At 64.3% G+C, this 24,633-nt stretch carries 19 protein-coding genes; 16 read left to right on the top strand and 3 right to left on the bottom strand.

Translation table 11 applies throughout. The features are described 5' to 3' along the window. Window positions 1-222: 222 nt before the first annotated feature. The 11 genes from H3H51_RS13900 to H3H51_RS13850 all read left to right on the top strand — a co-directional run bounded on the left by H3H51_RS13900 (window position 223) and on the right by H3H51_RS13850 (window position 14,174). Entirely contained in the window at window positions 223-3,054 is a 2,832-nt protein-coding gene (locus H3H51_RS13900) for a 2-oxoglutarate dehydrogenase E1 component (protein WP_183089647.1), read from the top strand. A 73-nt stretch (window positions 3,055-3,127) separates the two neighbouring features. Then, the gene (gene odhB / locus H3H51_RS13895; RefSeq protein WP_183089646.1) at window positions 3,128-4,345 is read left to right on the top strand and encodes a 2-oxoglutarate dehydrogenase complex dihydrolipoyllysine-residue succinyltransferase; all 1,218 of its coding nucleotides are present in this window, start codon (window positions 3,128-3,130) and stop codon (window positions 4,343-4,345) included. Between the two features lie 67 nt (window positions 4,346-4,412). Further along, window positions 4,413-5,849 carry a dihydrolipoyl dehydrogenase gene (gene lpdA, locus H3H51_RS13890; RefSeq protein WP_183089645.1) on the top strand — a complete coding sequence of 479 codons (1,437 nt, stop codon included), beginning with the start codon at window positions 4,413-4,415 and terminating at the stop codon, window positions 5,847-5,849. 199 nt (window positions 5,850-6,048) lie between these two features. Next, window positions 6,049-7,215: an ADP-forming succinate--CoA ligase subunit beta gene (gene sucC / locus H3H51_RS13885; protein WP_183089644.1), complete on the top strand. Its 1,167-nt coding sequence runs from the start codon at window positions 6,049-6,051 to the stop codon at window positions 7,213-7,215. After that, a complete protein-coding gene (gene sucD / locus H3H51_RS13880; RefSeq protein WP_183089643.1) occupies window positions 7,215-8,102 on the top strand; it encodes a succinate--CoA ligase subunit alpha in 888 nt (295 codons plus the stop codon). Before sucC ends, sucD begins: the two co-directional genes overlap by 1 nt. Before the next feature lie 286 nt (window positions 8,103-8,388). Next, window positions 8,389-9,702 carry a branched-chain amino acid transport system II carrier protein gene (brnQ, locus tag H3H51_RS13875; protein WP_183089642.1) on the top strand — a complete coding sequence of 438 codons (1,314 nt, stop codon included), beginning with the start codon at window positions 8,389-8,391 and terminating at the stop codon, window positions 9,700-9,702. Between the two features lie 155 nt (window positions 9,703-9,857). Beyond that, the gene (locus H3H51_RS13870; protein WP_183089641.1) at window positions 9,858-10,664 is read left to right on the top strand and encodes an alpha/beta fold hydrolase; all 807 of its coding nucleotides are present in this window, start codon (window positions 9,858-9,860) and stop codon (window positions 10,662-10,664) included. Then, a complete protein-coding gene (locus H3H51_RS13865) occupies window positions 10,661-11,524 on the top strand; it encodes an alpha/beta fold hydrolase (protein WP_183089640.1) in 864 nt (287 codons plus the stop codon). The genes H3H51_RS13870 and H3H51_RS13865 overlap by 4 nt, the downstream gene beginning before the upstream one ends. A gap of 50 nt (window positions 11,525-11,574) precedes the next feature. Beyond that, window positions 11,575-12,234, top strand: a complete 660-nt coding sequence (locus tag H3H51_RS13860) for a glutathione S-transferase family protein (RefSeq protein WP_183089639.1) — start codon at window positions 11,575-11,577, stop codon at window positions 12,232-12,234. Window positions 12,235-12,242: 8 nt separating this feature from the next. Beyond that, window positions 12,243-13,043, top strand: a complete 801-nt coding sequence (locus H3H51_RS13855; protein WP_183089638.1) for a DUF4892 domain-containing protein — start codon at window positions 12,243-12,245, stop codon at window positions 13,041-13,043. A gap of 57 nt (window positions 13,044-13,100) precedes the next feature. Beyond that, window positions 13,101-14,174: an AI-2E family transporter gene (locus H3H51_RS13850; protein ID WP_183089637.1), complete on the top strand. Its 1,074-nt coding sequence runs from the start codon at window positions 13,101-13,103 to the stop codon at window positions 14,172-14,174. Window positions 14,175-14,310: 136 nt separating this feature from the next. On the opposite strand, the gene xopAW is transcribed toward H3H51_RS13850, so the two are convergent. The 3 genes from xopAW to H3H51_RS13835 all read right to left on the bottom strand — a co-directional run bounded on the left by xopAW (window position 14,311) and on the right by H3H51_RS13835 (window position 17,082). Continuing rightward, window positions 14,311-15,084 (bottom strand): XopAW family type III secretion system calcium-binding effector, encoded by a 774-nt coding sequence (gene xopAW / locus H3H51_RS13845; protein WP_183089636.1) that lies wholly within the window; start codon window positions 15,082-15,084, stop codon window positions 14,311-14,313. Window positions 15,085-15,280: 196 nt separating this feature from the next. Further along, window positions 15,281-16,330, bottom strand: coding sequence for a sensor histidine kinase (locus H3H51_RS13840; protein WP_183089885.1), 1,050 nt, complete (start codon window positions 16,328-16,330; stop codon window positions 15,281-15,283). Then, window positions 16,327-17,082, bottom strand: a complete 756-nt coding sequence (locus H3H51_RS13835) for a response regulator (protein ID WP_328803664.1) — start codon at window positions 17,080-17,082, stop codon at window positions 16,327-16,329. The genes H3H51_RS13840 and H3H51_RS13835 overlap by 4 nt, the downstream gene beginning before the upstream one ends. Window positions 17,083-17,378: 296 nt before the next feature. On the opposite strand from H3H51_RS13835, the gene H3H51_RS13830 reads away from it, so the two are divergent. From H3H51_RS13830 to H3H51_RS13810, 5 genes are all read left to right on the top strand, one after another. Next, window positions 17,379-17,468 carry a K(+)-transporting ATPase subunit F gene (locus H3H51_RS13830; RefSeq protein ID WP_183089635.1) on the top strand — a complete coding sequence of 30 codons (90 nt, stop codon included), beginning with the start codon at window positions 17,379-17,381 and terminating at the stop codon, window positions 17,466-17,468. A gap of 10 nt (window positions 17,469-17,478) precedes the next feature. Then, window positions 17,479-19,179 (top strand): potassium-transporting ATPase subunit KdpA, encoded by a 1,701-nt coding sequence (gene kdpA, locus H3H51_RS13825; RefSeq protein ID WP_183089634.1) that lies wholly within the window; start codon window positions 17,479-17,481, stop codon window positions 19,177-19,179. 12 nt (window positions 19,180-19,191) lie between these two features. Next, window positions 19,192-21,252, top strand: a complete 2,061-nt coding sequence (kdpB, locus tag H3H51_RS13820; RefSeq protein WP_183089633.1) for a potassium-transporting ATPase subunit KdpB — start codon at window positions 19,192-19,194, stop codon at window positions 21,250-21,252. Window positions 21,253-21,358: 106 nt separating this feature from the next. Continuing rightward, window positions 21,359-21,934 (top strand): potassium-transporting ATPase subunit KdpC, encoded by a 576-nt coding sequence (kdpC, locus tag H3H51_RS13815; RefSeq protein WP_183089632.1) that lies wholly within the window; start codon window positions 21,359-21,361, stop codon window positions 21,932-21,934. Then, on the top strand, window positions 21,931-24,582 hold the full coding sequence (locus tag H3H51_RS13810; RefSeq protein ID WP_183089631.1) for a sensor histidine kinase: 2,652 nt from the start codon (window positions 21,931-21,933) through the stop codon (window positions 24,580-24,582). Before kdpC ends, H3H51_RS13810 begins: the two co-directional genes overlap by 4 nt. Window positions 24,583-24,633 lie beyond the last annotated feature (51 nt).

Below are 24,633 nucleotides of genomic sequence, written 5' to 3'. Positions count from 1 at the left end.
ACCTGCGGCACCGGCGTAACTCCGGTGCCGCAGTAAAATCGAAGCGCAGCTCACAAAGCCGCGGTTCTTACTTGAAAAGAAATTGACGACCAGCAGGGGCATCCGGGCTGGTGCCCGGACTATCTGCGGGATCCGTAGTGGCTTACCCGTCGCTGCCTCAGGACTTTGAGCCGCAATACGGCCTCCACGCCGGTGGTGTCCCCTTACCGAGGGTGACCAAGCATGCAAGAAAGCGTGATGCAGCGCATGTGGGACAGTGCCCACCTATCCGGTGGTAACGCTGCCTATGTGGAAGAGCTCTATGAGCTCTACCTGCACGATCCCAACGCTGTGCCAGAAGAGTGGCGCACCTATTTCCAGAAACTGCCGACTGACGGGAATTCCGCCACCGACGTTTCGCACTCCACCGTCCGCGATCATTTCGTGCTGCTGGCCAAGAACCAGCGTCGTGCTCAACCGGTTTCTGCCGGGAGCGTGAGCAGTGAGCACGAGAAGAAGCAGGTGGAAGTCCTGCGCCTGATTCAGGCATATCGCATGCGTGGCCACCAGGCTGCGACGCTCGACCCGTTGGGTCTGTGGCAGCGTCCGGCTCCGGCTGACCTGGCGGTCAACCACTATGGTCTGACCAACGCCGACCTCGATACCACCTTCCGCACCGGTGAGTTGTACATCGGCAAGGAGGAGGCGACTCTACGGGAAATCTTTGAGGCGCTGCAGCAGACATATTGCCGCACCATTGGCGCCGAGTTCACCCACATCGTCGATTCCGAGCAACGCAAGTGGTTCCAGCAGCGTCTGGAAAGCGTGCGCGGCCGTCCGGCATTCTCCGTGGAAGTGCAAGGTCACCTGCTTGAGCGTCTGACCGCGGCTGAAGGCCTGGAAAAATACCTGGGCACCAAGTACCCGGGCACCAAGCGTTTCGGTCTGGAAGGCGGCGAGAGCCTGATTCCGCTGCTGGACGAAATCATCCAGCGCTGTGGTTCCTACGGCACCAAGGAAATCGTCATCGGCATGGCCCACCGTGGCCGTCTGAACGTACTGGTCAACACCTTCGGCAAGAACCCGCGCGACCTGTTCGACGAGTTCGAAGGCAAGAAGGTCGAAGGCCTGTCCTCGGGTGACGTGAAGTACCACCAGGGTTTCTCCTCCAACGTCATGACCCCGGGCGGCGAAGTCCACCTGGCGCTGGCGTTCAACCCTTCGCACCTGGAGATCGTCTCTCCGGTGGTCGAGGGTTCGGTGCGTGCTCGTCAGGATCGCCGCAGCGACCCGAGCGGTGACACTGTGCTGCCGATTTCCATCCACGGTGACGCGGCGTTCGCCGGTCAGGGCGTGGTCATGGAAACCTTCCAGATGTCACAGACCCGTGGCTACAAGACTGGCGGCACCATCCACCTGGTGATCAACAACCAGGTCGGCTTCACCACCAGCCGTCCGGAAGACTCGCGCTCCACCGAGTACTGCACCGACGTGGCGAAAATGATCCAGGCGCCGATCTTCCATGTGAATGGTGATGATCCGGAAGCCGTGCTGTTCGTTACCCAGCTGGCCGTCGACTACCGCATGCAGTTCAAGCGTGACGTGGTCATCGACCTGGTCTGCTACCGCCGTCGTGGCCACAACGAGGCCGACGAGCCGAGCGGCACCCAGCCGCTGATGTATCAGCAGATCGCCAAACAGCGCACCACCCGTGAACTGTATGCCGAGAGCCTGGTGCAGACCGGCCGCGTCGCTGACGATGCGGTGAAGACCAAGATCGACGAGTACCGCAACGCGCTGGACAACGGCCAGCACGTGGTCAAGAGCCTGGTCAAGGAGCCGAACAAAGAGCTGTTCGTCGACTGGCGCCCGTACCTGGGCCACGCCTGGACCGCCCGCCACGACACCCGCTGCGAGCTGAAGACCCTGCAGGATCTGGCTGGCAAGCTGCTCGACCTGCCGGAAGGCCTGGTCCTGCAACGTCAAGTGGCCAAAGTCCTGGAAGACCGGGTCAAGATGACCGCCGGTGCCATGCCGATCAACTGGGGCTACGCCGAGAACCTGGCCTACGCCACGCTGCTGCAAGCCGGTCACCCGGTGCGCATCACCGGTCAGGACGTTGGCCGCGGTACCTTCTCGCACCGCCATGCGGCGCTGCACAACCAGAAGGACGCCACCACCTACCTGCCGCTGCAGAACCTCTTCGAAGGCCAGCCGAAGTTCGACCTGTACGACTCCTTCCTCTCGGAAGAAGCGGTACTGGCTTTCGAATACGGCTACTCGACCACCGTGCCTAATGCGCTGGTGATCTGGGAAGCCCAGTTCGGTGACTTCGCCAACGGTGCCCAGGTGGTGTTCGACCAGTTCATCTCCAGTGGCGAGCACAAGTGGGGCCGTCTGTGCGGCCTGACCATGCTGCTGCCGCACGGCTATGAAGGGCAGGGTCCGGAGCACAGCTCCGCGCGTCTGGAGCGTTACCTGCAACTGTGCGCCGAGCACAACATGCAGGTCTGCGTACCGACCACCCCGGCGCAGATCTACCACCTGCTGCGTCGCCAGGTGATCCGTCCGCTGCGCAAGCCGCTGGTCGTGCTGACACCCAAGTCGCTGCTGCGTCATCCGCTTGCCATCTCGACCCTGGAAGATCTGGCCGAAGGCTCGTTCCAGACCGTCATTCCCGAGATCGATACCATCGATCCGAAGAAGGTCGAGCGTCTGGTGCTGTGCAGCGGCAAGGTCTACTACGACCTGCTGGCCAAGCGTCGCAACGAAGGTCGCGAAGACATCGCCATCGTGCGCATCGAGCAGCTCTATCCGTTCCCGGAAGACGATCTGGCCGAGGTTCTGGCGCAGTACAAGAACCTCAAGCACATCGTCTGGTGTCAGGAAGAGCCGATGAACCAGGGTGCCTGGTATTGCAGCCAGCACCACATGCGTCGTGTCGCCAGCGCCCACAAGAAAGGCCTGTTCCTCGAGTACGCCGGTCGCGATGCTTCGGCAGCGCCAGCTTGCGGTTATGCCTCGTTGCACGCCGAACAGCAGGAAAAACTGCTGCAGGACGCCTTTACTGTTTAACGCCTTCGCGTATTGAGGCGGCGGCACGGGCCGTCGCCTCTTTGAAGAAAACGAATTTAAGGAAACACAGAGAATGGCTATCGAGATCAAAGCCCCAACCTTCCCGGAATCGGTTGCCGACGGCACCGTGGCTACCTGGCACAAGAAGCCGGGCGATGCGGTCAAGCGCGACGACCTGATCGTCGACATCGAGACCGACAAGGTGGTGTTGGAAGTCCTCGCCGAGGCCGACGGCGTACTCGCCGAAATCGTCAAGAACGAAGGTGACACCGTGCTGTCCGGCGAGCTGCTGGGCAAACTGGGTGCCGCCGGCGCCGCCGTTGCTGCTGCCCCGGCCGCTGCCGCACCGGTTGCCGCTGCTGCAGCCGCACCGGCTGCTGGCGATGACGACGCGATCCTCTCGCCAGCGGCACGCAAGATCGCCGAAGAAGGCGGTATCGATCCGAACAGCATCAGCGGCACCGGCAAAGGCGGTCGCGTGACCAAGGAAGACGCCGTTGCCGCCGTCGCGGCCAAGAAAGCCGCTCCGGCTCCGGTTGCCAAACCGGCTGCTCCGGCTGCTGAGGCCCCGGTATTCGCCACTGGCGCTCGCGTCGAGAAGCGCGTGCCGATGACCCGTCTGCGCGCCAAGGTTGCCGAGCGTCTGGTTGAGGCTCAATCGACTATGGCCATGCTGACCACCTTCAACGAAGTCGACATGACTGAAGTGATGGCCCTGCGCAGCAAGTACAAAGACCTGTTCGAGAAGACCCATAACGGCGTGCGCCTGGGCTTCATGTCCTTCTTCGTCAAGGCTTCCGTCGAGGCGCTGAAACGCTTCCCGGCCGTCAACGCCTCGATCGACGGCACCGACATCGTCTACCACGGCTACCAGGACATCGGCGTTGCCGTCTCCAGCGACCGCGGCCTGGTAGTACCTGTCCTGCGTAACGCCGAGCTGATGAGCCTGGCCGAAGTTGAAGGCGGTATCGCCACCTTCGGCAAGAAGGCCAAAGAGGGCAAACTGTCGATCGAAGAAATGACCGGCGGCACCTTCACCATCACCAACGGTGGTACCTTCGGTTCGATGATGTCGACCCCGATCGTCAACCCGCCGCAAGCCGCGATCCTCGGCATGCACAACATTCTTCAGCGCCCGATGGCCGTCAACGGTCAGGTGGTTATCCGCCCGATGATGTACCTGGCGCTGTCCTACGATCACCGTCTGATCGACGGCAAGGAAGCGGTGAGCTTCCTGGTGACCATCAAGAACCTGCTGGAAGACCCGGCTCGTCTGCTGCTGGACATCTGATCCCGCTGCTGTGCACGTGGCGGTCCTCACAAGGGGCCGCCCGGTTTTATCCGAGAAGGAATGAGTTATGACCCAGAAATTCGACGTGGTAGTGATTGGCGCTGGCCCAGGGGGCTATGTGGCCGCCATCAAGGCCGCGCAACTTGGTCTGAAGACCGCCTGCATCGAGAAGTACCAGGACAAGGACGGCAAGGTTGCCCTGGGCGGTACCTGCCTGAACGTCGGCTGCATTCCATCCAAGGCGCTGCTGGACAGCTCCTACAAGTACCATGAGGCCCACGAAGGCTTCAAAATCCATGGCATCGAAGCCAAGAGCGTCACCATGGACGTGCCCGCGATGGTCGCGCGCAAGAACGGCATCATCAAGAACCTGACTGGCGGCGTTGCCGGCCTGTTCAAGGCCAACGGTGTGACCCTGCTGGAAGGCCACGGCAAGCTGCTGGCTGGCAAGAAAGTTGAAGTCACCGGCACCGATGGCAGCGTGCAAGTGGTTGAGGCCGAGAACGTGATCCTCGCGTCCGGCTCCAAGCCAGTCGACATTCCGCCGGCTCCGGTCGACCAGGATGTGATCGTTGATTCCACCGGCGCCCTGGAATTCCAGGCCGTGCCGAAGAAACTCGGCGTGATCGGCGCTGGCGTGATCGGCCTTGAGCTGGGCTCCGTCTGGGCCCGCCTGGGTGCCGAAGTCACCGTGCTGGAAGCGATGGACAAGTTCCTCGCGGCCGCCGATGACCAGATATCCAAAGAAGCCCTGAAAATCCTCGGCAAGCAGGGTCTGGACATCCGTCTGGGCGCCCGCGTGACCGGCAGCGAAGTGAAGAAGAAGCAGGTGACTGTGACCTTCACCGACGCCACCGGCGAGCAGAAGCTGACCTTCGACAAGCTGATCGTCGCCGTGGGCCGTCGCCCGGTGACCACCGATCTGCTGGCCGCCGACAGCGGCGTGACCCTGGACGAGCGTGGTTTCATCTTCGTCAACGACCAGTGTGAAACCAGCGTACCGGGCGTCTACGCCATCGGCGACGTGGTGCGCGGCGCGATGCTCGCGCACAAGGCCTCGGAAGAGGGCGTGATGGTTGCCGAGCGCATCAAGGGCCACAAGGCCCAGATGAACTACGACCTGATCCCGTCGGTCATCTACACACACCCGGAAATCGCCTGGGTCGGCAAGACCGAGCAGCAGCTGAAAGGCGAGGGCGTTGAAATCAACGTCGGTACCTTCCCGTTCGCCGCCAGTGGCCGTGCCATGGCAGCCAACGACACCGCCGGTCTGGTCAAGGTTATCGCCGATGCCAAGACTGACCGTGTGCTGGGCGTGCATGTAATCGGCCCAAGCGCTGCCGAGCTGGTTCAACAGGGCGCCATCGGCATGGAATTCGGCACCAGTGCCGAAGACCTGGGCATGATGGTGTTCTCGCACCCGACTCTGTCCGAGGCGCTGCACGAGGCGGCCCTGGCCGTGAATGGCCATGCCATTCACATTGCCAACCGCAAGAAGCGCTAAGCGACGATAGAGACATGGCGCCCCGCACAGGCGGGGTGCTTATCCGCAGTAACAACCACGGCGGGCGGCCCGCAGCAGTTCTCTTGAGCGTGCTGCAGGAATGTCCGCCGGACTGCTAACCAATGCAGTCACAGGTGGCGCGGTGCCTTCGAGCGCAGCGCCGAATGCGCAATACCTAAACGAAGAACGGTAGATAAGCATGAATCTTCACGAGTATCAGGGTAAGCAGCTGTTCGCTGAGTACGGCCTGCCGGTTTCCACTGGTTTCGCCGTTGACACCCCGGAAGAAGCGGCTGCGGCCTGCGAAAAGATCGGTGGCAGCGAGTGGGTTGTCAAAGCCCAGGTGCACGCCGGTGGCCGCGGTAAAGCGGGCGGTGTAAAGCTGGTCAAGAACAAGGAAGACGCCAAGGCGTTCGCCGCCAACTGGCTGGGCAAGCGTCTGGTGACTTACCAGACTGACGCCAATGGCCAGCCGGTCACCAAGATCCTGGTCGAGTCGTGCACCGACATCGACAAGGAACTGTACCTGGGTGCCGTCGTTGACCGTTCCAGCCGCCGTATCGTGTTCATGGCTTCCACCGAAGGTGGCGTGGACATCGAGAAAGTCGCTCACGACACTCCCGAGAAGATCCTCAAGGCCACCATCGACCCGCTGGTCGGCGCTCAGCCGTACCAAGGCCGCGACCTGGCTTTCCAGCTGGGCCTGAAGGGCGACCAGATCAAGCAGTTCACCCACATCTTCGTTGGCCTGGCCAAGCTGTTCCAGGACTACGACCTGGCGCTGCTGGAAGTGAACCCGCTGGTCATCAAGAAAGACGGCAACCTGCACTGCCTGGACGCCAAGATCAACATCGACAGCAACGCCATGTACCGCCAGCCAAAACTGCGCGCCATGCATGACCCGTCGCAGGACGATCCGCGCGAAGCCCACGCTGCCAAGTTCGAACTGAACTACGTAGCCTTGGAAGGCAACATTGGCTGTATGGTCAACGGTGCCGGCCTGGCCATGGGTACCATGGACATCGTCAACCTGCACGGCGGCAAGCCAGCCAACTTCCTCGACGTAGGTGGTGGTGCGACCAAAGAGCGCGTGACCGAGGCCTTCAAGATCATCCTGTCCGACAGCAATGTCGCGGCCGTACTGGTCAACATTTTCGGCGGCATCGTTCGTTGCGACATGATTGCCGAAGGCATCATCGGCGCTGTGAAAGAAGTCGGCGTGAAGATCCCGGTTGTTGTGCGCCTTGAAGGTAACAACGCTGAACTGGGTGCCAAGGTCCTGGCCGAAAGCGGCCTGAACATCATCGCGGCAACCAGCCTGACCGACGCTGCCGAGCAAGTCGTCAAAGCTGCGGAGGGCAAGTAATGAGCGTCCTGATCAATAAAGACACCAAAGTCATCTGCCAGGGCTTCACCGGCTCGCAAGGTACTTTCCACTCCGAACAAGCCATCGCTTACGGCACCAAGATGGTTGGCGGCGTGACTCCGGGCAAGGGCGGCACCACTCACCTGAATCTGCCGGTGTTCAACACCGTCAAGGAAGCCGTTGACGCCACTGGCGCCACCGCTTCGGTGATCTACGTTCCGGCTCCGTTCTGCAAGGACTCGATCCTGGAAGCGGCCTTCGGCGGCATCAAGCTGATCGTCTGCATCACCGAAGGCATCGCGACCATCGACATGCTGGAAGCCAAGGTCAAGTGCGACGAGCTGGGCGTGACCCTGATCGGCCCTAACTGCCCAGGCGTGATCACTCCGGGCGAGTGCAAGATCGGCATCATGCCAGGTCACATTCACCTGCCAGGCAAAGTAGGCATCGTGTCGCGCTCAGGCACCCTGACTTACGAAGCCGTCAAGCAGACCACTGACGCCGGTTTCGGTCAGTCCACCTGCGTCGGCATCGGTGGTGATCCGATCCCGGGCTCCAACTTCATCGACATCCTGAAGCTGTTCCAGGAAGACCCGAAGACCGAAGCGATCGTGATGATCGGTGAGATCGGCGGTTCCGCTGAAGAAGAAGCTGCTGCCTTCATCAAAGCCAACGTGACCAAGCCGGTGGTGTCCTACATCGCTGGTGTGACTGCCCCTGCGGGCAAGCGCATGGGCCACGCCGGTGCCATCATCTCCGGTGGTAAAGGCACTGCGGACGAGAAGTTCGCTGCCCTGCAGGACGCTGGTGTGAAAACCGTGCGTTCGCTGGCCGACATCGGCAAGGCCCTGGCCGAGCTGACCGGTTGGGAAGTCAAGAAAGCCTAAGGCATTCGTGACTGGAAGGAGGCCGCCTACGGGCGGCCTTTTTCGTTTCTGGTTCGCCTACGTTATTGCGTCCAGGCGACACCGAGTTGCCTCGAGCCGACAGCCCGACCACTGTCAGACGCGGCTAATTTAAAAAATCGTTAGGCTTGCAACTAATTTTTAGGCGCCGCTTCACAAGAGCAGGTGTCGGCAACAGTGATCGATCTGAACCGGTTCGGTGACGTTTGCCAACTCAGCGCAAACCCTGCCGTTTTCCTATGAATTTCTGCCTGTGGTACTTCCTGCTATGACTCGTTTGAAAAGCCTCGACCTTCTGGCCCTGGGCTTCATGACCTTCGCCCTGTTCCTGGGTGCCGGCAACATCATCTTCCCGCCCAGCGCCGGCATGGCCGCTGGGGAGCACGTCTGGTCCGCCGCCTTTGGCTTTCTGATCACAGGGGTTGGCCTGCCGCTACTTACCGTGGTGGCCCTGGCCCGCGTCGGCGGCGGCATGAATGAGCTAACCGCGCCGCTCGGTCGACGTGCCGGCACGCTGCTGGCAGTGGCCGTATACCTGGCCATCGGCCCGCTATTCGCCACTCCGCGTACTGCTACGGTGTCCTTCGAGATGGGCGTGGCGCCATTTACCGGCAACGAGCCCGGCGCACTGATGATCTACAGCGTGGCCTACTTTGCTGCTGTGCTGTTCCTCGCGCTCAACCCGGGCAAGCTGGTGGACAGTATCGGCAAGTTCATCACCCCGGTGCTGCTGGCCGCGCTGCTGGTACTGGGCGGCGCTGCGCTGCTGGCCCCGGTCGGTGGTATTGGCCAGAGCGCCGAAACCTATCAGGAAATGCCCTTCGTGCAGGGTTTCCTGCAGGGCTACCTGACCATGGATACCCTCGGTGCCTTGGTGTTCGGTATCGTCATCGCTACTGCGATCAAGGATCGCGGTGTCAGTGATTCGCGCCTGGTGACGCGCTATTCGATGATCGCTGGTTTCATCGCAGCGAGCGGCCTGTCGCTGGTCTACCTGGCGCTGTTCTACCTCGGCGCAACCAGCCAGGGCATCGCCGGCGACGCGCAGAACGGCGTGCAGATCCTCACCACCTACGTGCAACACACGTTCGGCATTTACGGCAGTCTGTTGCTGGCGGTGGTCATCACCCTGGCCTGCCTGACTACGGCTGTTGGCCTGCTGACAGCTTGCGGCGAATACTTCAGTAAGTTGCTGCCGGTTTCCTACCGCACTGTCGTGCTGGTGTTTGGGCTGTTCAGCCTGGTGGTATCCAACCAGGGACTGACCCACCTGATCAGCGTCTCCGTGCCGGTTCTGGTGGGGCTTTATCCGTTGGCCATCGTGCTGGTGGCATTGAGCCTGCTGGACTGCCTCTGGCGTTCACCGCGCCGGGTGTTTGTGCCAACCATGGCAATAACCCTGGTCTTCGGCTTGGTGGATGCCATCAACGCGGCCGGTTTCAAAGCGTTGCTGCCGAGCTTTATTGCTCATCTGCCGCTGGCGGAGCAGGGGCTCGGCTGGTTGATTCCCGTTGCGTTGACGCTGTTGATCGCTGCGGGCGCCGATCGCCTGTGTCCTCAGCCGGCTACTCGGCCCGCCTGATCGTTTACGGGGCCGTGCAAGGCGGCCCCGGACTCTCTGTATCGCGCCTTTTGGCACACTGAAGCTGTTCTTTGGCGCATCTGGCATCTTCTATCGATTGCTGCCTGCCCAGGTGTGCCGGACAATCGCGGGAACTCCCCAGCAGTTCCACCACCATGTCGCAGACCATCTTCTTCGCCCACGCCAACGGTTTCCCTTCTGCCACCTACGGCAAGCTGTTTACCGCCTTGGCGCCAGATTTCCACGTTCAGCACCTGGAGCAACACGGGCATGACCCGCGCTTCCCGGTGGATGACAACTGGCAGAACCTGGTCGAAGAGCTGATCGATCACCTTGAGCGTCAGGAACACCCAGTGTGGGGCGTCGGCCACTCGCTGGGTGGCGTGCTGCATTACCACGCGGCGCTGCGCCGGCCCGAGTTGTACCGCGGTGTGGTGATGCTGGATTCGCCGCTGCTGACGGTGGTCGACCGGGTGCTGATCCGCGCGGCCAAACGTTTCGGCTTCATTGACCGGATTACCCCAGCCGGGCGCACCGTCGGCCGCCGCGAGCTGTTCAGTGATGTGGCCGAGGCGCGCCAGTACTTCGCCGGCAAGACGCTGTTCAGCCGCTTCGATCCGGAATGCCTGGATGCCTATGTGCAGCACGGCCTGCGTGCGGACGGGCAAGGCCTGCGCCTGCGGTTCGACCCGGCCACGGAAATCAGCATCTACCGCAGTGTGCCGCATACCAGCCCCGGTCGGCCGCAGCAGTTGCAGGTGCCGCTGGCGGTGGTGCGTGGTCGCCACAGCAAGGTGGTGCTGCCGCACCATGCGCGGCAGATCAACCGGGTACCGCAGGGCGAATACCACAACCTGCCTGGCGGCCACATGTTTCCCCTGGAGCGCCCGCAGCAGACGGCTGTGCTGCTGCGTGAACTGTTCGCCCGCTGGCAGGGCGTTGCTGAGGAGCGTTCGGCATGACCGTCACCGTCGAGGAAATCCGTTTCAGCCTGCCGCATGTCGAGCTGGCGGCGCACCTGTTCGGCCCCGAGGACGGCATTCCGGTGATCGCCCTGCATGGCTGGCTGGACAACGCCATGACCTACGCGCGCCTGGCGCCCAAGCTGAAGGGGCTGCGCATCGTTGCCCTGGACTTCCCCGGTCACGGCCATTCCGGGCACTACGCGAGCAATTCCAGCTACAGCATGTGGGAGTACCTGGAAGATGTGCTGCTGGTGGCCGAACAGCTCGGCTGGCAGCGTTTCAGCCTGATGGGGCATTCCCTCGGCGCCATCATCTCGACGCTGCTGGCTGCGTCCGTGCCCGAGCGTATCGAGCGCCTGGCATTGATCGACGGGCTGATTCCCTTCGTCGGCGAGGCACAGGGCTCGGCCAAGCGCCTGGGCGACGCCCTGCGTGCGCGGCTGGCGGTGCGTGACAAGCGCAAGCCGGTGTACGCCGACCCGGACCGCGCGGTGCAGGCGCGCATGCAGGGCGTGGTTGCGGTCAGCCGCGAAGCCGCCGAGTTGCTGGCCCAGCGTGGCCTGGAACCGGTGCCGGGTGGCTACACCTGGCGTACCGATATCCGCCTGACCCTGCCGTCGGTGATGCGCCTGACCTTTGCCCATGTCGAGGAGTTCGTGCGCAGCGTGCAATGCCCGGTCAGCCTGGTGCTGGCGGCGCAGGGGCACATGGCGGTCGAGCCGCGTATCGCCGGGCTGATCGAAGGCACTCATTTCGAGGTGCACAAACTGGCTGGCGGGCATCACCTGCACTTGAACGACGAAGCTGGCGCGCAGCAGGTTGCAGACTGTTTCAATCGATTCTTCCCGCAGCCTTGACTTGCCCCTGACAACTGCCGACGCTGGGCGGACTGTTTCGGGAGCTTGTCATGATCGATCTCTACACTGCCGCCACGCCTAACGGCCACAAAATATCCATCGCCCTCGAGGAGCTGGGCCTGCCGTACGAGGTGCACGCGCTGTCCTTCGACAAGCAGGAACAGAAGACCCCGGAATTCCTCAAGCTCAACCCCAACGGGCGCATCCCGGCCATCGTCGATCGCAGCAACGACGACTTCGCCGTGTTCGAGTCCGGCGCCATCCTCATGTACCTCGCCGAGAAGACCGGCCAACTGATGCCCAGCGACGTCAAAGGGCGCTCGCGGGTGATCCAGTGGCTGATGTTCCAGATGGGCGGGGTCGGGCCGATGCAAGGCCAGGCCAACGTGTTCTTCCGTTACTTTCCGGAGAAGCTGCAGGGCGCCATCGATCGTTACCAGCATGAGACCCGACGCCTCTACGAAGTGCTCGACGGGCACCTGGGTGAAGCCGAGTTCCTCGCGGGCGACTACAGCATTGCCGACATCGCCACCTTCCCCTGGGTGCGCGTGCACGAGTGGGCTGGTGTTTCCGTGGATGGCCTGGAACACCTGCAACGCTGGATCGCCGCCATTGCTGCGCGCCCGGCAGTGCAGCGCGGCCTGCTGATACCGCAACGCCACACCGATGATGCCGTGGTGAAAACCGCACAAAGCATGCTGACGCGTTGAGTAGACGAATGCGCCTGAGCCTATTTTTCTGCCTGTTTCTCTCGCCCGTCGTGCTGGCCGATGACCTGCCCGGCAGCAGCGATCTACCCATCCTGCCGCGCTTTGCCCATGCTGAGATCGTCGATTACAGCGACGCTGCCGATGTGGAACGGCGCTACCCGCGTGGTGAGCTGCGGCGCATCAGCGGCCAGCTGCGGGTTGAGCGCGAAGTGCTCGCCGAAGGCCGCCTGCGCGCGCTGACCTACCGCCTGCCGGATGGCCACAGCCCGAGTGAGGCCCTGGCCCACGCACGCAAGACGCTGCTCGATGGCGGCGCGCAATTGCTCTACTGGTGCGAGGGGCGCGAGTGCGGTTCGAGCAACCTGTGGGCGAATGCGCTGTTCGGCAATGCCAAGCTGTTCGGGCCGGATGAGCGGCAAAGCTTTATTCTGCTGCGCCTGGCCGAGCCGCAACAAAACAGCCTGCTGGCCCTGTATGGCATAACCCGTGGCAACCGCCGGGTCTATCTGCAGGTCGAGCAACTGGACGCCGACCAGGCCGTGGCCGATCAACTGCCGACCGCCAGTACACTGCTGCGCCAGTTGCGCGTGCATGGTGACCTCAAGCTGCCGCAGTTGAGTGAGCTGGATACCCAGTGGAGCGAGCTTCTGGCGCGCACCCTGAACCTCGACAGCACCTTGCGCGTCAGCCTGACCGGGCCCCAGGCCGAGGCCTGGCGAGCCGCGCTGGTGGAGCAGGGCGTGCGCAGCAGTCGCCTGGAAGCTGGCAGCGGCGGTGCTGCTGGTCTGCAATTGCAATCTTTACCGTGAATCATCCGGTGTCGGCTCGCTAGTGAGCCGACACTTTTGTAGCAGGACATTCTGGCAATGCTGAATAACGATCGTCTGTTGATACAGATTCTCCTGCTGGCCCTTTTCGGCGCCTGCTTGTGGGTGCTGGCACCATTCTTCTCGGCGCTGTTCTGGGCGGCGGTGCTGGCCTTTGCCAGCTGGCCGTTGATGCGCTTGCTGAGCAAGGCGCTGGATGGTCGGGAAACCCTGGCGGCGGTGCTGCTGACCGGTGGCTGGATGATTCTGGTGGCGGTGCCGCTGGTCTGGCTGGGCTTCAACCTGGCCGACCATATTCGCGATGCCACCGAGCTGTTCAAGGATGTCCAGGTTGGTGGGCTGCCGGCGCCACCCGCCTGGCTGGTGGGTTTGCCGATCATCGGCGATAACCTGGAGCAGCTCTGGCAGCGTGTCGATCGCGAAGGTGCCGAGCTGTTCGCCAGCGTGAAGCCCTATCTCGGCCAGGTCGGCAACTGGTTGCTGGCGCGCAGTGCGCAAATTGGCGGTGGGGTGCTGGAGCTGGCCCTGAGTCTGGTGCTGGTGTTCTTCTTCTACCGCGATGGCCCGCGGATGGCGGCGTTCGTGCACAGCCTGCTGGAGCGCCTGATCGGCGACCGCGCGGGCCACTACACCGAACTGGTGGCAGGCACCGTGCAACGGGTGGTCAATGGCGTGATCGGCACGGCGGCGGCGCAGGCGCTGCTGGCGCTGATCGGATTCTGGATTGCCGGGGTACCCGGCGCCCTGGTGCTGGGTATCGTCACCTTCATCTTCAGCCTGATTCCCATGGGCCCTCCGCTGGTGTGGATTCCTGCCACGGCCTGGCTGGTCAGCAAGGGTGAATATGGTTCCGCGGTTTTCCTCGGTATCTGGGGCATGTTCATCATCAGCGGCGTGGACAACGTGCTCAAGCCGTACCTGATCAGCCGTGGCGGTAACTTGCCGCTGGTGGTGGTGCTGCTCGGGGTATTCGGCGGCATTCTCGCCTTCGGCTTCATGGGTCTGTTTCTCGGCCCAACCCTGCTGGCAATTGCCTTCAGCCTGCTCGGTGACTGGGTCAAGGGCGAGCCGCAGAAGCTCAACGCACCGGCGCCGGAGAAGACCGAGGGCTGAGCTGGCCGCAGATTACGACGGCTACAAAAAACAACGGCCGGTCTATCCGTACTGCGGATAGACCGGCCGTTTGCTTTTAGCACCTGCAGTCGATTGGCGACCTGGCGTGTGAACGCCGTGGATCGTCAACCGACGCTCAGGCCGATAGGTCGAGCTGGCTACCGATGCTGGACTGATAGCTGGCGTTGCTCTGGTACTGCTTGAGCAATTGGGCGATCAGACCGGAGAAGTTTTCCTCCTCGCTGCTGGAGCTTTTACTGCTGGCTTGCGCTTGCTGGCCGATGCTGTCGAGCAGGCTGCTCAACTCATCGCGGCTGATGCTGCCACTACTGTCCGCATCCAGTTGGCTGAACAGCTCATTGGAGCTGGCTTCGGCTGCCGGAGGCGGTGGTGGCGGCGCCAGGGCGGCCAGCTCATCGACATTGAGGCTGCCGTCACTGTCGCCGTCGAGTTCGCTGAACAGGCTGCTGACATCAGTGTCGCTACCGGTCAGCGCAGCCAGTTCTTCCTCATCGATGCTGCCGTCGCCGTTGGCATCGAGTTGGGAGAGCAGCTCTTCCGGGTTGGGGCCACCCGGGCCTCCGGGCGGCGGTGGTGGGGCGAGGGCAGCGGTTTCTTCGCTGTCCAGGCTGCCATCGCCATTGGCATCGAGCTGACTGAACAGTTCGTCGATGTCGATGGTCAGGCTGCTGTCACTTTCCTTGGCGGCGCTCAGGGCGCTGTCCAGTTCTTCCTTGGCAATGCTGCCATTGCCGTCGCTGTCGAGCAGGCTGAACAGCTTTTCCTGCACCTTTGCCGGGCCTCCGGCACAACTGCTTCCGCTACTGCTGGCGGAGCTGCTGCGCTGGGTGCTGGCAAGTGTCGAGCTGTAGCTGCTGTAGCTCGAGTAACTGCTGACACCACTGATCATGGGAGTCACTCCTATGTGGGCATAACCGAAGAGGGTTCTCCGGTTTTGTCAGCCTCCGGGTGCTCTGTGTCGGGGGTATGTGGACTTTGTAACGACGCGCATACAGCCCGCGCGAATGAGTAGGCGCCAGCGTGCTGGCGATGTTCAGGCGGGCAAACATCGATCGCCAGCAAGCTGGCGCCTACAGGCCGCAGGCTCAGCGGGGCAGGCGCAGGATGGCGGTCAGACCGCCACCCGGGGTTTCTTCAAGGAGGATGTCACCGCCCTGGCGCCGCGCCGCTTCGCGAGCGATGGTCAGGCCCAGGCCGACGCCGCCGGAGCTGCGGTTGCGCGAACCTTCGACGCGGAAGAAGGCTTCGAACACCACTTCGCGCTGCTCCGGCGCAATGCCCAGGCCGTTATCGCAGACGCGGACTTCGATCTGCTGGGCGCTGTCATGCAGTTCGATATGGGCGTGCCCGGCGTAGCGCAGGGCATTTTCCAGCAGGTTGCTGATGCACGAGCGCAATGCCATCGGCTGCACCCGCAACGGCGCGCAGTGGCCGCTGAAACGTACATCGGCGCCACGGTCCTGGGCGTCCTCGACCATCGACTCGATCAGCGCCTGCAGGTCGAACCATTGCAGGGCTTCGGTGCTGCGCTGTTCGTGCAGGTAGCGCAGGGTGGCGTCGAGCATGCTGATCATCTCGCCTAGGTCCTGGCCCATGCGTGTGCGCAATTGCGGATTGGGGATCTGTTCGATGCGTAGCTTGAGCCGTGCCAGCGGCGTGCGCAGGTCGTGCGACACCGCCGCGAGCATGCGCCCGCGTTGCTGCACCTGTTCGCGGATGCGCTGCTGCATCAGGTTGAAGGCATGGGCGGCCTGGCGCGCTTCCTTCGGCCCGGTTTCCGGCAGCGGCGGGGTGTCGAGATCTTCACTGAGACGTTCGGCGGCATCGGACAGGCGCTGGATCGGCCGGCTGAGCAGGCGCGCGCCATACCAGGCGGCGACCACCAAGGTCAGCATCTGGAACAGCAGCGGGACCAGTGGCCCACTGAGGCCGCCTCCTGGCGGCGGCGGGCGATCGCCAGGCTGGCCTTCGCCGGGTGGCGGCCCTGCATGGCCTTGCTGGCTGGTGTGCTCGGGGGGCGGTGGCCGATGGCCGTAGTGGCTGAACCAGACGAAAGCCAGGGCGTGAGCCAGCACGATGGCGACCAGGAAGACGCCGAACAGGCGGGCGAAGAGGGTGTCGGCCTTGCGCATCAGGCGATTTCGCGTGCGTCGAACAGATAGCCTTCGCCACGCACGGTCTTGATCAGGCGCGGCGAGCGCGGATCGTCACCGAGTTTCTGGCGCAGGCGCGAGACCAGCAGGTCGATGCTACGGTCGAAGGCTTCGATGGAGCGGCCACGGGCTTCGTCCAACAGCTGCTCGCGGCTGAGCACCCGGCGCGGGCGTTCGAGAAACACCCAGAGCAGGCGAAACTCGGCGTTGGACAGCGGCACCAGCAGGTCATCCGGCGATTGCAGCTGGCGCAGCACGCTGTGCAGGGTCCAGCCGTCGAAACTGATGCTGGTGCGCGGCTCCTGGCGTTGCTCGATGCGGGCCGGGTCGCGGTCGTCGCGTACGCGACGCAGGATGCTCTGGATGCGCGCCACCAACTCGCGCGGCTCAAAGGGCTTGGCCATGTAGTCGTCGGCGCCCAGCTCCAGGCCGATGATGCGGTCGGCCGGTTCGCAGCGGGCGGTGAGCATCAGGATCGGGATGTCGGAGGTGCTGCGCAGTTCGCGGCACAGTGCCAGGCCGTCTTCGCCGGGCAGCATAAGGTCGAGGATGATTACGTCGAACTGGCTCTGCGCCAGGGCACGGCGCATGCCATGGCCATCACCGACGGCCTCGCTGTCGATATTGAAACGGGTCAGATAGCCGCCCAGCAGCTCACGCAGCTCGAGGTTGTCGTCGACGATCAGGGCGCGTGTCGTGCGTGCACGCCATTCATGCGTATTGCGGGCTTCCACCGGGGCAGGCTCCAGGAACTTCAGGGGCTGGGATGCGGGCGGGACAGGCGCGCATCCTAGCCTGTCACGGATTTTACGGCCATGCCGCTTGGCGCCGCCCGTCTGCCATGGTGGCGGTTGCGCGTATCGGCATGGTGTCGGTCATGTATCAGCATAGGTACAAACCTCTGCAAACCCCTAAAACCGTGGATTTTTACGCCTTCTTTACGCCCCGGCCAGTGTCCAGCAATCGCGCCTTTACGCCCTGCCTGCCGAGAATTCGCTCACAGCGGTAACCACCGCAACAAGGAGCACACATGAGCATTCTCGACGGGTTGTCCCTCGGCCTGGCCGCCGGACTTTTCATTTACCTGCTGGTGGCGCTGCTACGCGCCGACCGTAGCTGAGGGGCGCGCCATGCAAGTCCAAGACTACTGGCTGATCCTCGCCTTTTTCACACTGGTGCTGCTACCCGCACCGTTTCTCGGGCGTTACCTGTTCCGCGTGATGGAAGGGCAGAAGACCCTGCTGACGCCGCTGCTCGCGCCCATCGAACGACTTTGCTATCGCCTGGCCGGCGTCGACAGCCAGGCCGAGCAGGACTGGAAGACCTACACCCTGGCCTTGCTGGCCTTCACCCTGGCCAGCCTGCTGGCGTTGTTCACCATCCTCATGCTGCAGGGCGCGCTGCCGCTCAATCCGCAAGGGCTGCCGGGGCTGGAATGGACCCTGGCGTTCAACACGGCGGTGAGCTTTGTCAGCAACACCAACTGGCAGGCCTACAGCGGCGAGGCGGCGCTCAGTTACTTCAGTCAGATGGTCGGCCTGGGCGTACAGAACTTCGTCAGCCCGGCAGTCGGCCTGGCGGTGCTGGTGGTGTTCTGCCGTGGCATCGCCCGTCGTTCGAGCAACAGCGTCGGTAATTTCTGGGTCGACCTGACCCGCGCCACCCTCTACGGCCTGTTGCCGCTGTGCCTGGTGCTGGCGTTGTTCCTGGTCTGGCAGGGCGTGCCGCAGACCTTCCTTGAATACGCCACGGCACACACCCTCGGCGGCACCGATCAGGTCGTGCCGCTCGGGCCGGCGGCCAGCCAGATTGCGATCAAGCAGCTGGGCACCAATGGTGGCGGCTTCTTCGGCGTCAACTCGGCGCACCCGTTCGAGAACCCCACGGCCTGGAGCAACTTGTTCGAGCTGGCCTCGATCATTCTGATCCCGGCGGCCTTGCTGTTCACCTTCGGCCATTACGTCAAGGACCTGCGCCAGAGCCGTGCCTTGCTGGCCTGCATGCTGATCCTGTTCGTCCTCGGCCTGGGTGTGACCCTGTATGCCGAGTACCAGCCGAACCCGGCCCTGGCCGCGTTGCCGATCGAGCAGAGCGGTTCGCTGGAGGGCAAGGAGAGCCGCTTCGGCATCACCGCCTCGGCGCTGTGGGCGGTGACCACCACGGCGGCCTCCAACGGCTCGGTGAACGCCATGCACGACAGTTTCAGTGCCCTCGGCGGCATGGTGCCGATGTTCAACATGATGCTCGGCGAGGTGATCTTCGGCGGCGTCGGTGCTGGCCTGTACGGCATGCTGCTGTTCGTGCTGATCGCGGTGTTTCTCGCCGGCCTGATGATCGGCCGCACCCCGGAATACCTTGGCAAGAAGCTGGAAGCCCGCGAAGTGCGCCTGCTGGTCGCCACGCTGCTGGTAATGCCGGTTGGCGTACTGGTGCTTGGTGCGCTGGCGGCCAGCCTGCCTGGGCCGGCGGCTTCGGTGAGCACCCCGGGAGCCCATGGCTTCAGCCAGATTCTCTACAACTACACCTCCGGCGCGGCCAACAACGGCTCGGCCTTCGGCGGCTTCGGCGCCAACACGCCGTACCACAACCTGATGATCGGCCTGGCCATGTTGATCGGCCGCTTCGGCTACATCCTGCCGATCCTCGCCATCGCCGGCAGCCTGGCGGCGAAGAAGCGCGCGCCGATTGGCAGCAACAGCTTCCCGACCCACGGCCCGCTGTTCGTCACCCTGCTGACCCTGACCATTTTGCTGGTCGGCGGCCTGACCTTCCTGCCGGCACTGGCCCTGGGCCCGATCGCCGAGCACCTGACCATGTTCCAGGGCTTCTAAGGGAGAACCATGATGAATGCCCACACTCAGGTGTCGAAAGACACCAAGAACCAGACCCAACCTCATGCTAAGACCAGTTTCGCTGCGCTCTGGCAACCGGCGCTGCGCCAAGCCTTCGTCAAGCTCGACCCGCGCCAGCTGCAACGAGCGCCGGTAATGCTGGTGGTGGAGCTGACGGCGATCCTCACCACCGTGTTGTGCTTTATCCCCAATCCTCAGGTGTCTACCGGCCTGGCCGTGCAGATCGCCCTGTGGCTGTGGTTCACCGTGCTCTTCGCCAACTTCGCCGAGGCCCTGGCCGAAGGCCGCGGCAAGGCTCGCGCCGACAGCCTCAAGGCCGGCAGCCAGGGGCTCAATGCGCGCCGGCAGAAGGGCCAGCAATTCGAGACCGTGCTGGCCAGCAGCCTGCGCCGTGGCGATATCGTGCGGGTCGAGGCCGGCGAGCTGATCCCCGGCGACGGCGAGGTGATCGAAGGCATCGCTGCGGTCAATGAGGCGGCCATCACCGGGGAGTCCGCCCCGGTGATTCGTGAATCCGGCGGCGACCGTTCGGCCGTCACCGGCAACACCCGCGTGGTGTCCGACTGGCTGCTGGTGCAGATCACCGCCAACCCGGGCGAGTCGACCCTGGACCGCATGATCGCCCTGGTCGAAGGCGCCAAGCGGCAGAAGACGCCCAACGAAGTGGCGCTGGATATCCTGCTGATCGGCCTGACCCTGATCTTCCTGCTGGTGGTGGCGACCCTGCAGCCGTTCGCACGTTATGCCGGTGGCGACCTGCCGCTGGTGTACCTGGTGGCGCTGCTGGTGACGCTGATCCCGACCACCATCGGCGGCCTGCTCTCGGCCATCGGCATCGCCGGCATGGACCGCCTGGTGCGCCTCAATGTGATCGCCAAGTCCGGCCGTGCGGTGGAAGCGGCGGGGGACGTGCACGTGCTGCTGTTGGACAAGACCGGCACCATCACCTTCGGCAACCGTCGCTGCACTGCGATGATCAAGGCGCCTGGCGTGTCCGGCAAAGAACTCAGCGAAGCGGCGCTGCTGGCATCCTTGGCCGACGACACCGCCGAGGGCAAATCGATCGTCGAGTACCTGCGTGGCCTGCATCCGATGCAGGAACCAGCGCGCAGCGAGGTCGTTGCCATCGCCTTCAGTGCCGAAACGCGCCTGTCCGGCGCCGACTGGAATGGCCACGTGTACCGCAAGGGCGCGGTCGACTCGGTGCTCGACTACCTGCAGCTGAGCCGCAACGAGGTGCCGGCCCCGCTGGCCCGCGAGATCGAGAAGATCGCCCAGAGCGGCGGCACGCCGTTGCTGGTGGCCGGTGATGGCAAGCTGCTCGGCGCCATCCACCTCAAGGACGTGGTCAAGCCGGGCATCCGCGAGCGCTTCGCCGAACTGCGCGCCATGGGTATCCGCACCGTGATGGTCACCGGCGACAACCCGCTGACCGCCGCTGCGATTGCCGCCGAAGCCGGCGTGGATGACCTGATCGCCGAAGCCACCCCGGAGAAGAAGCTGCAGCGCATCCGCCAGGAGCAGGCCGAAGGCAAGATGGTCGCCATGTGCGGCGACGGCGCCAACGACGCGCCGGCGCTGGCTCAGGCCGATGTCGGCCTGGCGATGAACGACGGCACCCAGGCGGCGCGCGAGGCGGCCAACCTGGTCGATCTGGACAGTGATCCGACCAAGCTGCTCGACGTGGTGCAGGTGGGCAAGGAGCTGCTGGTGACCCGTGGCGCGCTGACCACCTTCTCGGTGGCCAACGACGTAGCCAAGTACTTCGCCATCCTGCCGGCGCTGTTCGCCGGCATCTACCCGCAGCTCGGCGCGCTCAACCTGATGCAGTTGCACAGCCCGCAGAGCGCGATCCTCTCGGCCATCGTGTTCAACGCGCTGATCATCGTCGCACTGATCCCCCTGGCCCTGCGTGGGGTGCGCGTACAGGCGCTGGATGCGGCCAGCCTGCTGCGGCGCAACCTGCTGATCTACGGACTGGGCGGCATCCTCGCACCCTTTGTCGGTATCAAGCTCATCGACCTGCTGCTGGTGGCCGTCGGCCTGGTGTGAACAACCGTAGGGTGGAAAACCGCGCAGCGTTTTCCACCAAGCCAATCCGTGTTGCGCAATGGTGGACAAGCACAGCGTTGTCCACCCTACAAACTGGAGCCTCATCATGTTCAAGCAAATCCGCCCGGCCCTCAGCGTGCTGGCCTTTATGACCCTGATCACCGGCGTGATCTACCCGTTGAGCGTCACCGCCATCGCCCAGCTGGCATTCCCCGAGCAGGCCAATGGCAGCCTGCTGCGCGATGCCACTGGAGAGGTGCGCGGTAGCCGCCTGCTGGCACAGAACTTCGAGGGTGCGCAGTGGTTCCAGCCGCGCCCCTCGGCCGCCGCCTTCGCCACCGTGGCCAGCGGCGCGAGCAACCTGGCGCCGAGCAACCCGGCACTGGCCGAACGCATCGCCAAGGAGGCCCAGCGGTTGCTGGGTGAAGGGCAGGGGCCGGTGCCGATGCAACTGGTCACCACCTCGGCCAGCGGCCTCGACCCGCACCTGTCGCCGGCGGCCGCGCGTTACCAGATCGAGCGCGTCGCCAGCGCACGCGGCATCTCGGTTGCCAGCCTGGAGCGCCTGGTCGCGCAACATGTGGAAAAACCACTGGTAGGCCCTGCCGTGGTCAACGTGCTGGCGCTCAATCTGGCGCTGGCTGACAATCGCGCCATCGCCAAAACCGAGACGACTCCATGAGTGATGCGCAACGCGCCGATGCCTTGCTGGCCGATATGCCCCGAGAGGGCCGTGGCCGCCTGAAAGTATTTCTCGGCGCGGCGCCTGGGGTGGGTAAGACCTTCGCCATGTTGCAGGCGGCGCAGGCGCAATTGCGCCAGGGCGTCGACCTGCGCGTGGGGGTGGTGGAAACCCACGGCCGGGCGGAAACCGAGGCGATGCTGGTCGGCCTGCCGCAGCAGCCGGCGCTGCGTAGCGAGTACCGCGGTGTGACGCTGAGCGAGATGGATCTGGACGGCATTCTCGCGACGCCGCCCAAACTGGTGCTGGTCGACGAATTGGCGCACAGCAATGCCCACGGCAGCCGTCACGCCAAGCGCTGGCAGGATGTGCAGGAATTGCTGGATGCGGGCATCGACGTCTACACCACGGTCAATGTGCAGCACCTCGAAGCCTTGAATGACCAGGTGCGCGACATCACCGGCGTGCAGGTGCGCGAGACGCTGCCGGACTGGGTGCTGCAGGAGGCCGACGAGATCCTGCTGATCGACCTGCCGCCGCGCGAGCTGCTCGAACGCCTGCGCGACGGCAAGGTGTATGTGCCCGAGCAGGCGCGGGCGGCCATCGATGCCTTCTTCAGCCAGACCAACCTCACTGCGCTGCGCGAACTGGCCATGCAGACCGCCGCCGCGCGGGTGGATGCCGACCTCAATCGACGCTACCGCCAGCAGGGCCAGGAGGCACCGACCGTGCGTGGGCGCCTGTTGCTCGGCATCGACGGCGATGCCCAGGCCGAACGCTTGGTGCGGCATGCCTGCCGGGTGGCCGAGCGCCGCCATCTGCCCTGGTCGGTGGTGCATGTGGAGGTGGGTGGCGAACGCGACGAACAGCGCCTGGGCAACCTGCAGGCCGCTCAGCAACTGGCCGAACGCCTGGGCGGTGAGGTGGTGGTGCTGCGCGGCAGTTCGGTGGCCGATACCCTGGTCGAGCATGCCCGCGAACGCCGCGCCAGCCTGATTCTGGTCGGGCGCAGCCGTCAGCGCCTGCGTCGTCGTTGGCGTGTCGGTCGTGGCCTGGCCGAGCGCCTGTTAAGCCTGGGCGAAGGGCTGGAAGTCAGCGTGCTGGATACCGAAGTCGAGCGCGCACCTGCACGACTGCGGGCGAGGCAGCCGGTGCAATGGCGTGATTATCTGCTGGCCCCGCTGGCAACCGGCGTTGCTGCCGCCGCTGCGCTGGGCTTGGCGCAGATTGTCGAGTTGCCGAACATTTCCCTGATCTTCCTTGCCGCCGTACTGGTGGTGGCGGTGCGCAGCAGCCTTGGGCCGGCGCTACTGTGCGCTGGCTTGTCGTTTCTGGCGTACAACCTGCTGTTTATCGAGCCGCTGCTGTCGCTGAAGATCGAGCGCCAGCAGGACGTGCTGACGCTGCTGTTCTTCCTGTTGATGGCAGCGCTGACCGGCAACCTGGCCACGCGCCAGCGCCAGCAGTTGCAGGCCTTGCGCCAGACCCAGGGCGAAACCACGGCCTTGCTCGAACTGTCGCGCAAGCTGACCGCCGCCACCGACCGCCAGGCGGTGCTGGCTGCAGCGACTCAGCAGTTCAGCCAGTGGCACGAGATCGAGGTCAGCCTGCTGGCGCGCAGCAGCGACGGCCTGTGGAAGGTCGAAGCCGGCGCCCAGCGCCTACTCACCGAGCAGGAGCGGGCGGCGGCCGATTGGGCCTGGCAGCATGCTCAGCCGGCGGGCCTGGGCACGGGCACCTTGCCGGGCGGGCGCTGGTGGTGGTGGCCGTTGTCTGGCGAGGAAGGTCCGCTGGCGCTGCTGGGGATCAGCCCCAAACAGGGCGGCCCGTTGCCGGCGGATCAGCGGCGGCTGATCGCCGCGCTCGGCCAGCCGCTGGCCCAGGCCCTGGAGCGTGCGCAGCTGGCCGAGGATCTGGAGGCCGCGCGTCTGCACGGGCAGACCGAGGAGCTGCGCAGCGCACTGCTGGCCTCGGTGTCCCATGACCTGCGCACGCCGCTGACTGCCATGCGCGGCTCCATCGACAGCCTGCTGGCCCTCGGTGAGCAGATTCCCCTGGCCGATCGCCGCGAGCTGCTGGAAGGCACCCGCGACGAAGCCGAGCGCCTCGACCGCTATATCCAGAACCTGCTGGACATGACTCGCCTCGGCCACGGCGGCTTGAAGCTGGCGCGCGACTGGGTGGCGCCGGCCGATATCGTCGCCAGTGCCCTGCAGCGCCTGCGCCCGGTGCTGGCGCCGTTGCAGGTGGAAACCGCGCTGCCGGGCGAGTTGCCGCTGCTGTACGTGCATGCGGCGCTGATCGAACAGGCGCTGGTCAATGTGCTGGAGAACGCCGCGCGTTTCTCGCCGAGCCAGGGTCGTTTGCGCGTGGCGCTGGAGGTGGGCCGCGAAGAACTGCGTTTTTCCGTCAGCGACCAGGGCCCGGGGATTCCCGAGCACGAGCGGGAGAAGATTTTCGACATGTTCTACACCGCCGCCCGTGGTGATCGCGGCGGGCAGGGTACCGGCCTGGGTTTGGCGATCTGCCAGGGCATGCTCGGCGCCCACGGTGGGCGGGTCACCGTGGGTGAGGGCCTGGATGGCCGAGGCGCTACGCTGACCCTGCACTTACCGCTGCACCCGCAACCGTTAGCGGAAGATGAGTAGGGCGGGTGCAACCCGCGTCGAGTGGTGAGCGCGGGTTTCACCCGCCCTACG

Source organism: Aquipseudomonas ullengensis, from assembly GCF_014174475.1.
Lineage (GTDB): Bacteria > Pseudomonadota > Gammaproteobacteria > Pseudomonadales > Pseudomonadaceae > Aquipseudomonas > Aquipseudomonas ullengensis.
The sequence above is the reverse complement of the archived record's forward strand: the minus strand, read 5'-3'. Positions and strand labels throughout refer to the sequence as shown.

Excerpts from the sequence above, each read along its gene's own strand:
- H3H51_RS13900 (WP_183089647.1), top strand. The coding sequence starts at position 223 with ATGCAAGAAAGCGTGATGCAGCGCATGTGGGACAGTGCCCACCTATCC.
- odhB (WP_183089646.1), top strand. The coding sequence starts at position 3,128 with ATGGCTATCGAGATCAAAGCCCCAACCTTCCCGGAATCGGTTGCCGAC.
- lpdA (WP_183089645.1), top strand. The coding sequence starts at position 4,413 with ATGACCCAGAAATTCGACGTGGTAGTGATTGGCGCTGGCCCAGGGGGC.
- sucC (WP_183089644.1), top strand. The coding sequence starts at position 6,049 with ATGAATCTTCACGAGTATCAGGGTAAGCAGCTGTTCGCTGAGTACGGC.
- sucD (WP_183089643.1), top strand. The coding sequence starts at position 7,215 with ATGAGCGTCCTGATCAATAAAGACACCAAAGTCATCTGCCAGGGCTTC.
- brnQ (WP_183089642.1), top strand. The coding sequence starts at position 8,389 with ATGACTCGTTTGAAAAGCCTCGACCTTCTGGCCCTGGGCTTCATGACC.
- H3H51_RS13870 (WP_183089641.1), top strand. The coding sequence starts at position 9,858 with ATGTCGCAGACCATCTTCTTCGCCCACGCCAACGGTTTCCCTTCTGCC.
- H3H51_RS13865 (WP_183089640.1), top strand. The coding sequence starts at position 10,661 with ATGACCGTCACCGTCGAGGAAATCCGTTTCAGCCTGCCGCATGTCGAG.
- H3H51_RS13860 (WP_183089639.1), top strand. The coding sequence starts at position 11,575 with ATGATCGATCTCTACACTGCCGCCACGCCTAACGGCCACAAAATATCC.
- H3H51_RS13855 (WP_183089638.1), top strand. The coding sequence starts at position 12,243 with ATGCGCCTGAGCCTATTTTTCTGCCTGTTTCTCTCGCCCGTCGTGCTG.
- H3H51_RS13850 (WP_183089637.1), top strand. The coding sequence starts at position 13,101 with ATGCTGAATAACGATCGTCTGTTGATACAGATTCTCCTGCTGGCCCTT.
- xopAW (WP_183089636.1), bottom strand. The coding sequence starts at position 15,084 with ATGATCAGTGGTGTCAGCAGTTACTCGAGCTACAGCAGCTACAGCTCG.
- H3H51_RS13830 (WP_183089635.1), top strand. The coding sequence starts at position 17,379 with ATGAGCATTCTCGACGGGTTGTCCCTCGGCCTGGCCGCCGGACTTTTC.
- kdpA (WP_183089634.1), top strand. The coding sequence starts at position 17,479 with ATGCAAGTCCAAGACTACTGGCTGATCCTCGCCTTTTTCACACTGGTG.
- kdpB (WP_183089633.1), top strand. The coding sequence starts at position 19,192 with ATGAATGCCCACACTCAGGTGTCGAAAGACACCAAGAACCAGACCCAA.
- kdpC (WP_183089632.1), top strand. The coding sequence starts at position 21,359 with ATGTTCAAGCAAATCCGCCCGGCCCTCAGCGTGCTGGCCTTTATGACC.
- H3H51_RS13810 (WP_183089631.1), top strand. The coding sequence starts at position 21,931 with ATGAGTGATGCGCAACGCGCCGATGCCTTGCTGGCCGATATGCCCCGA.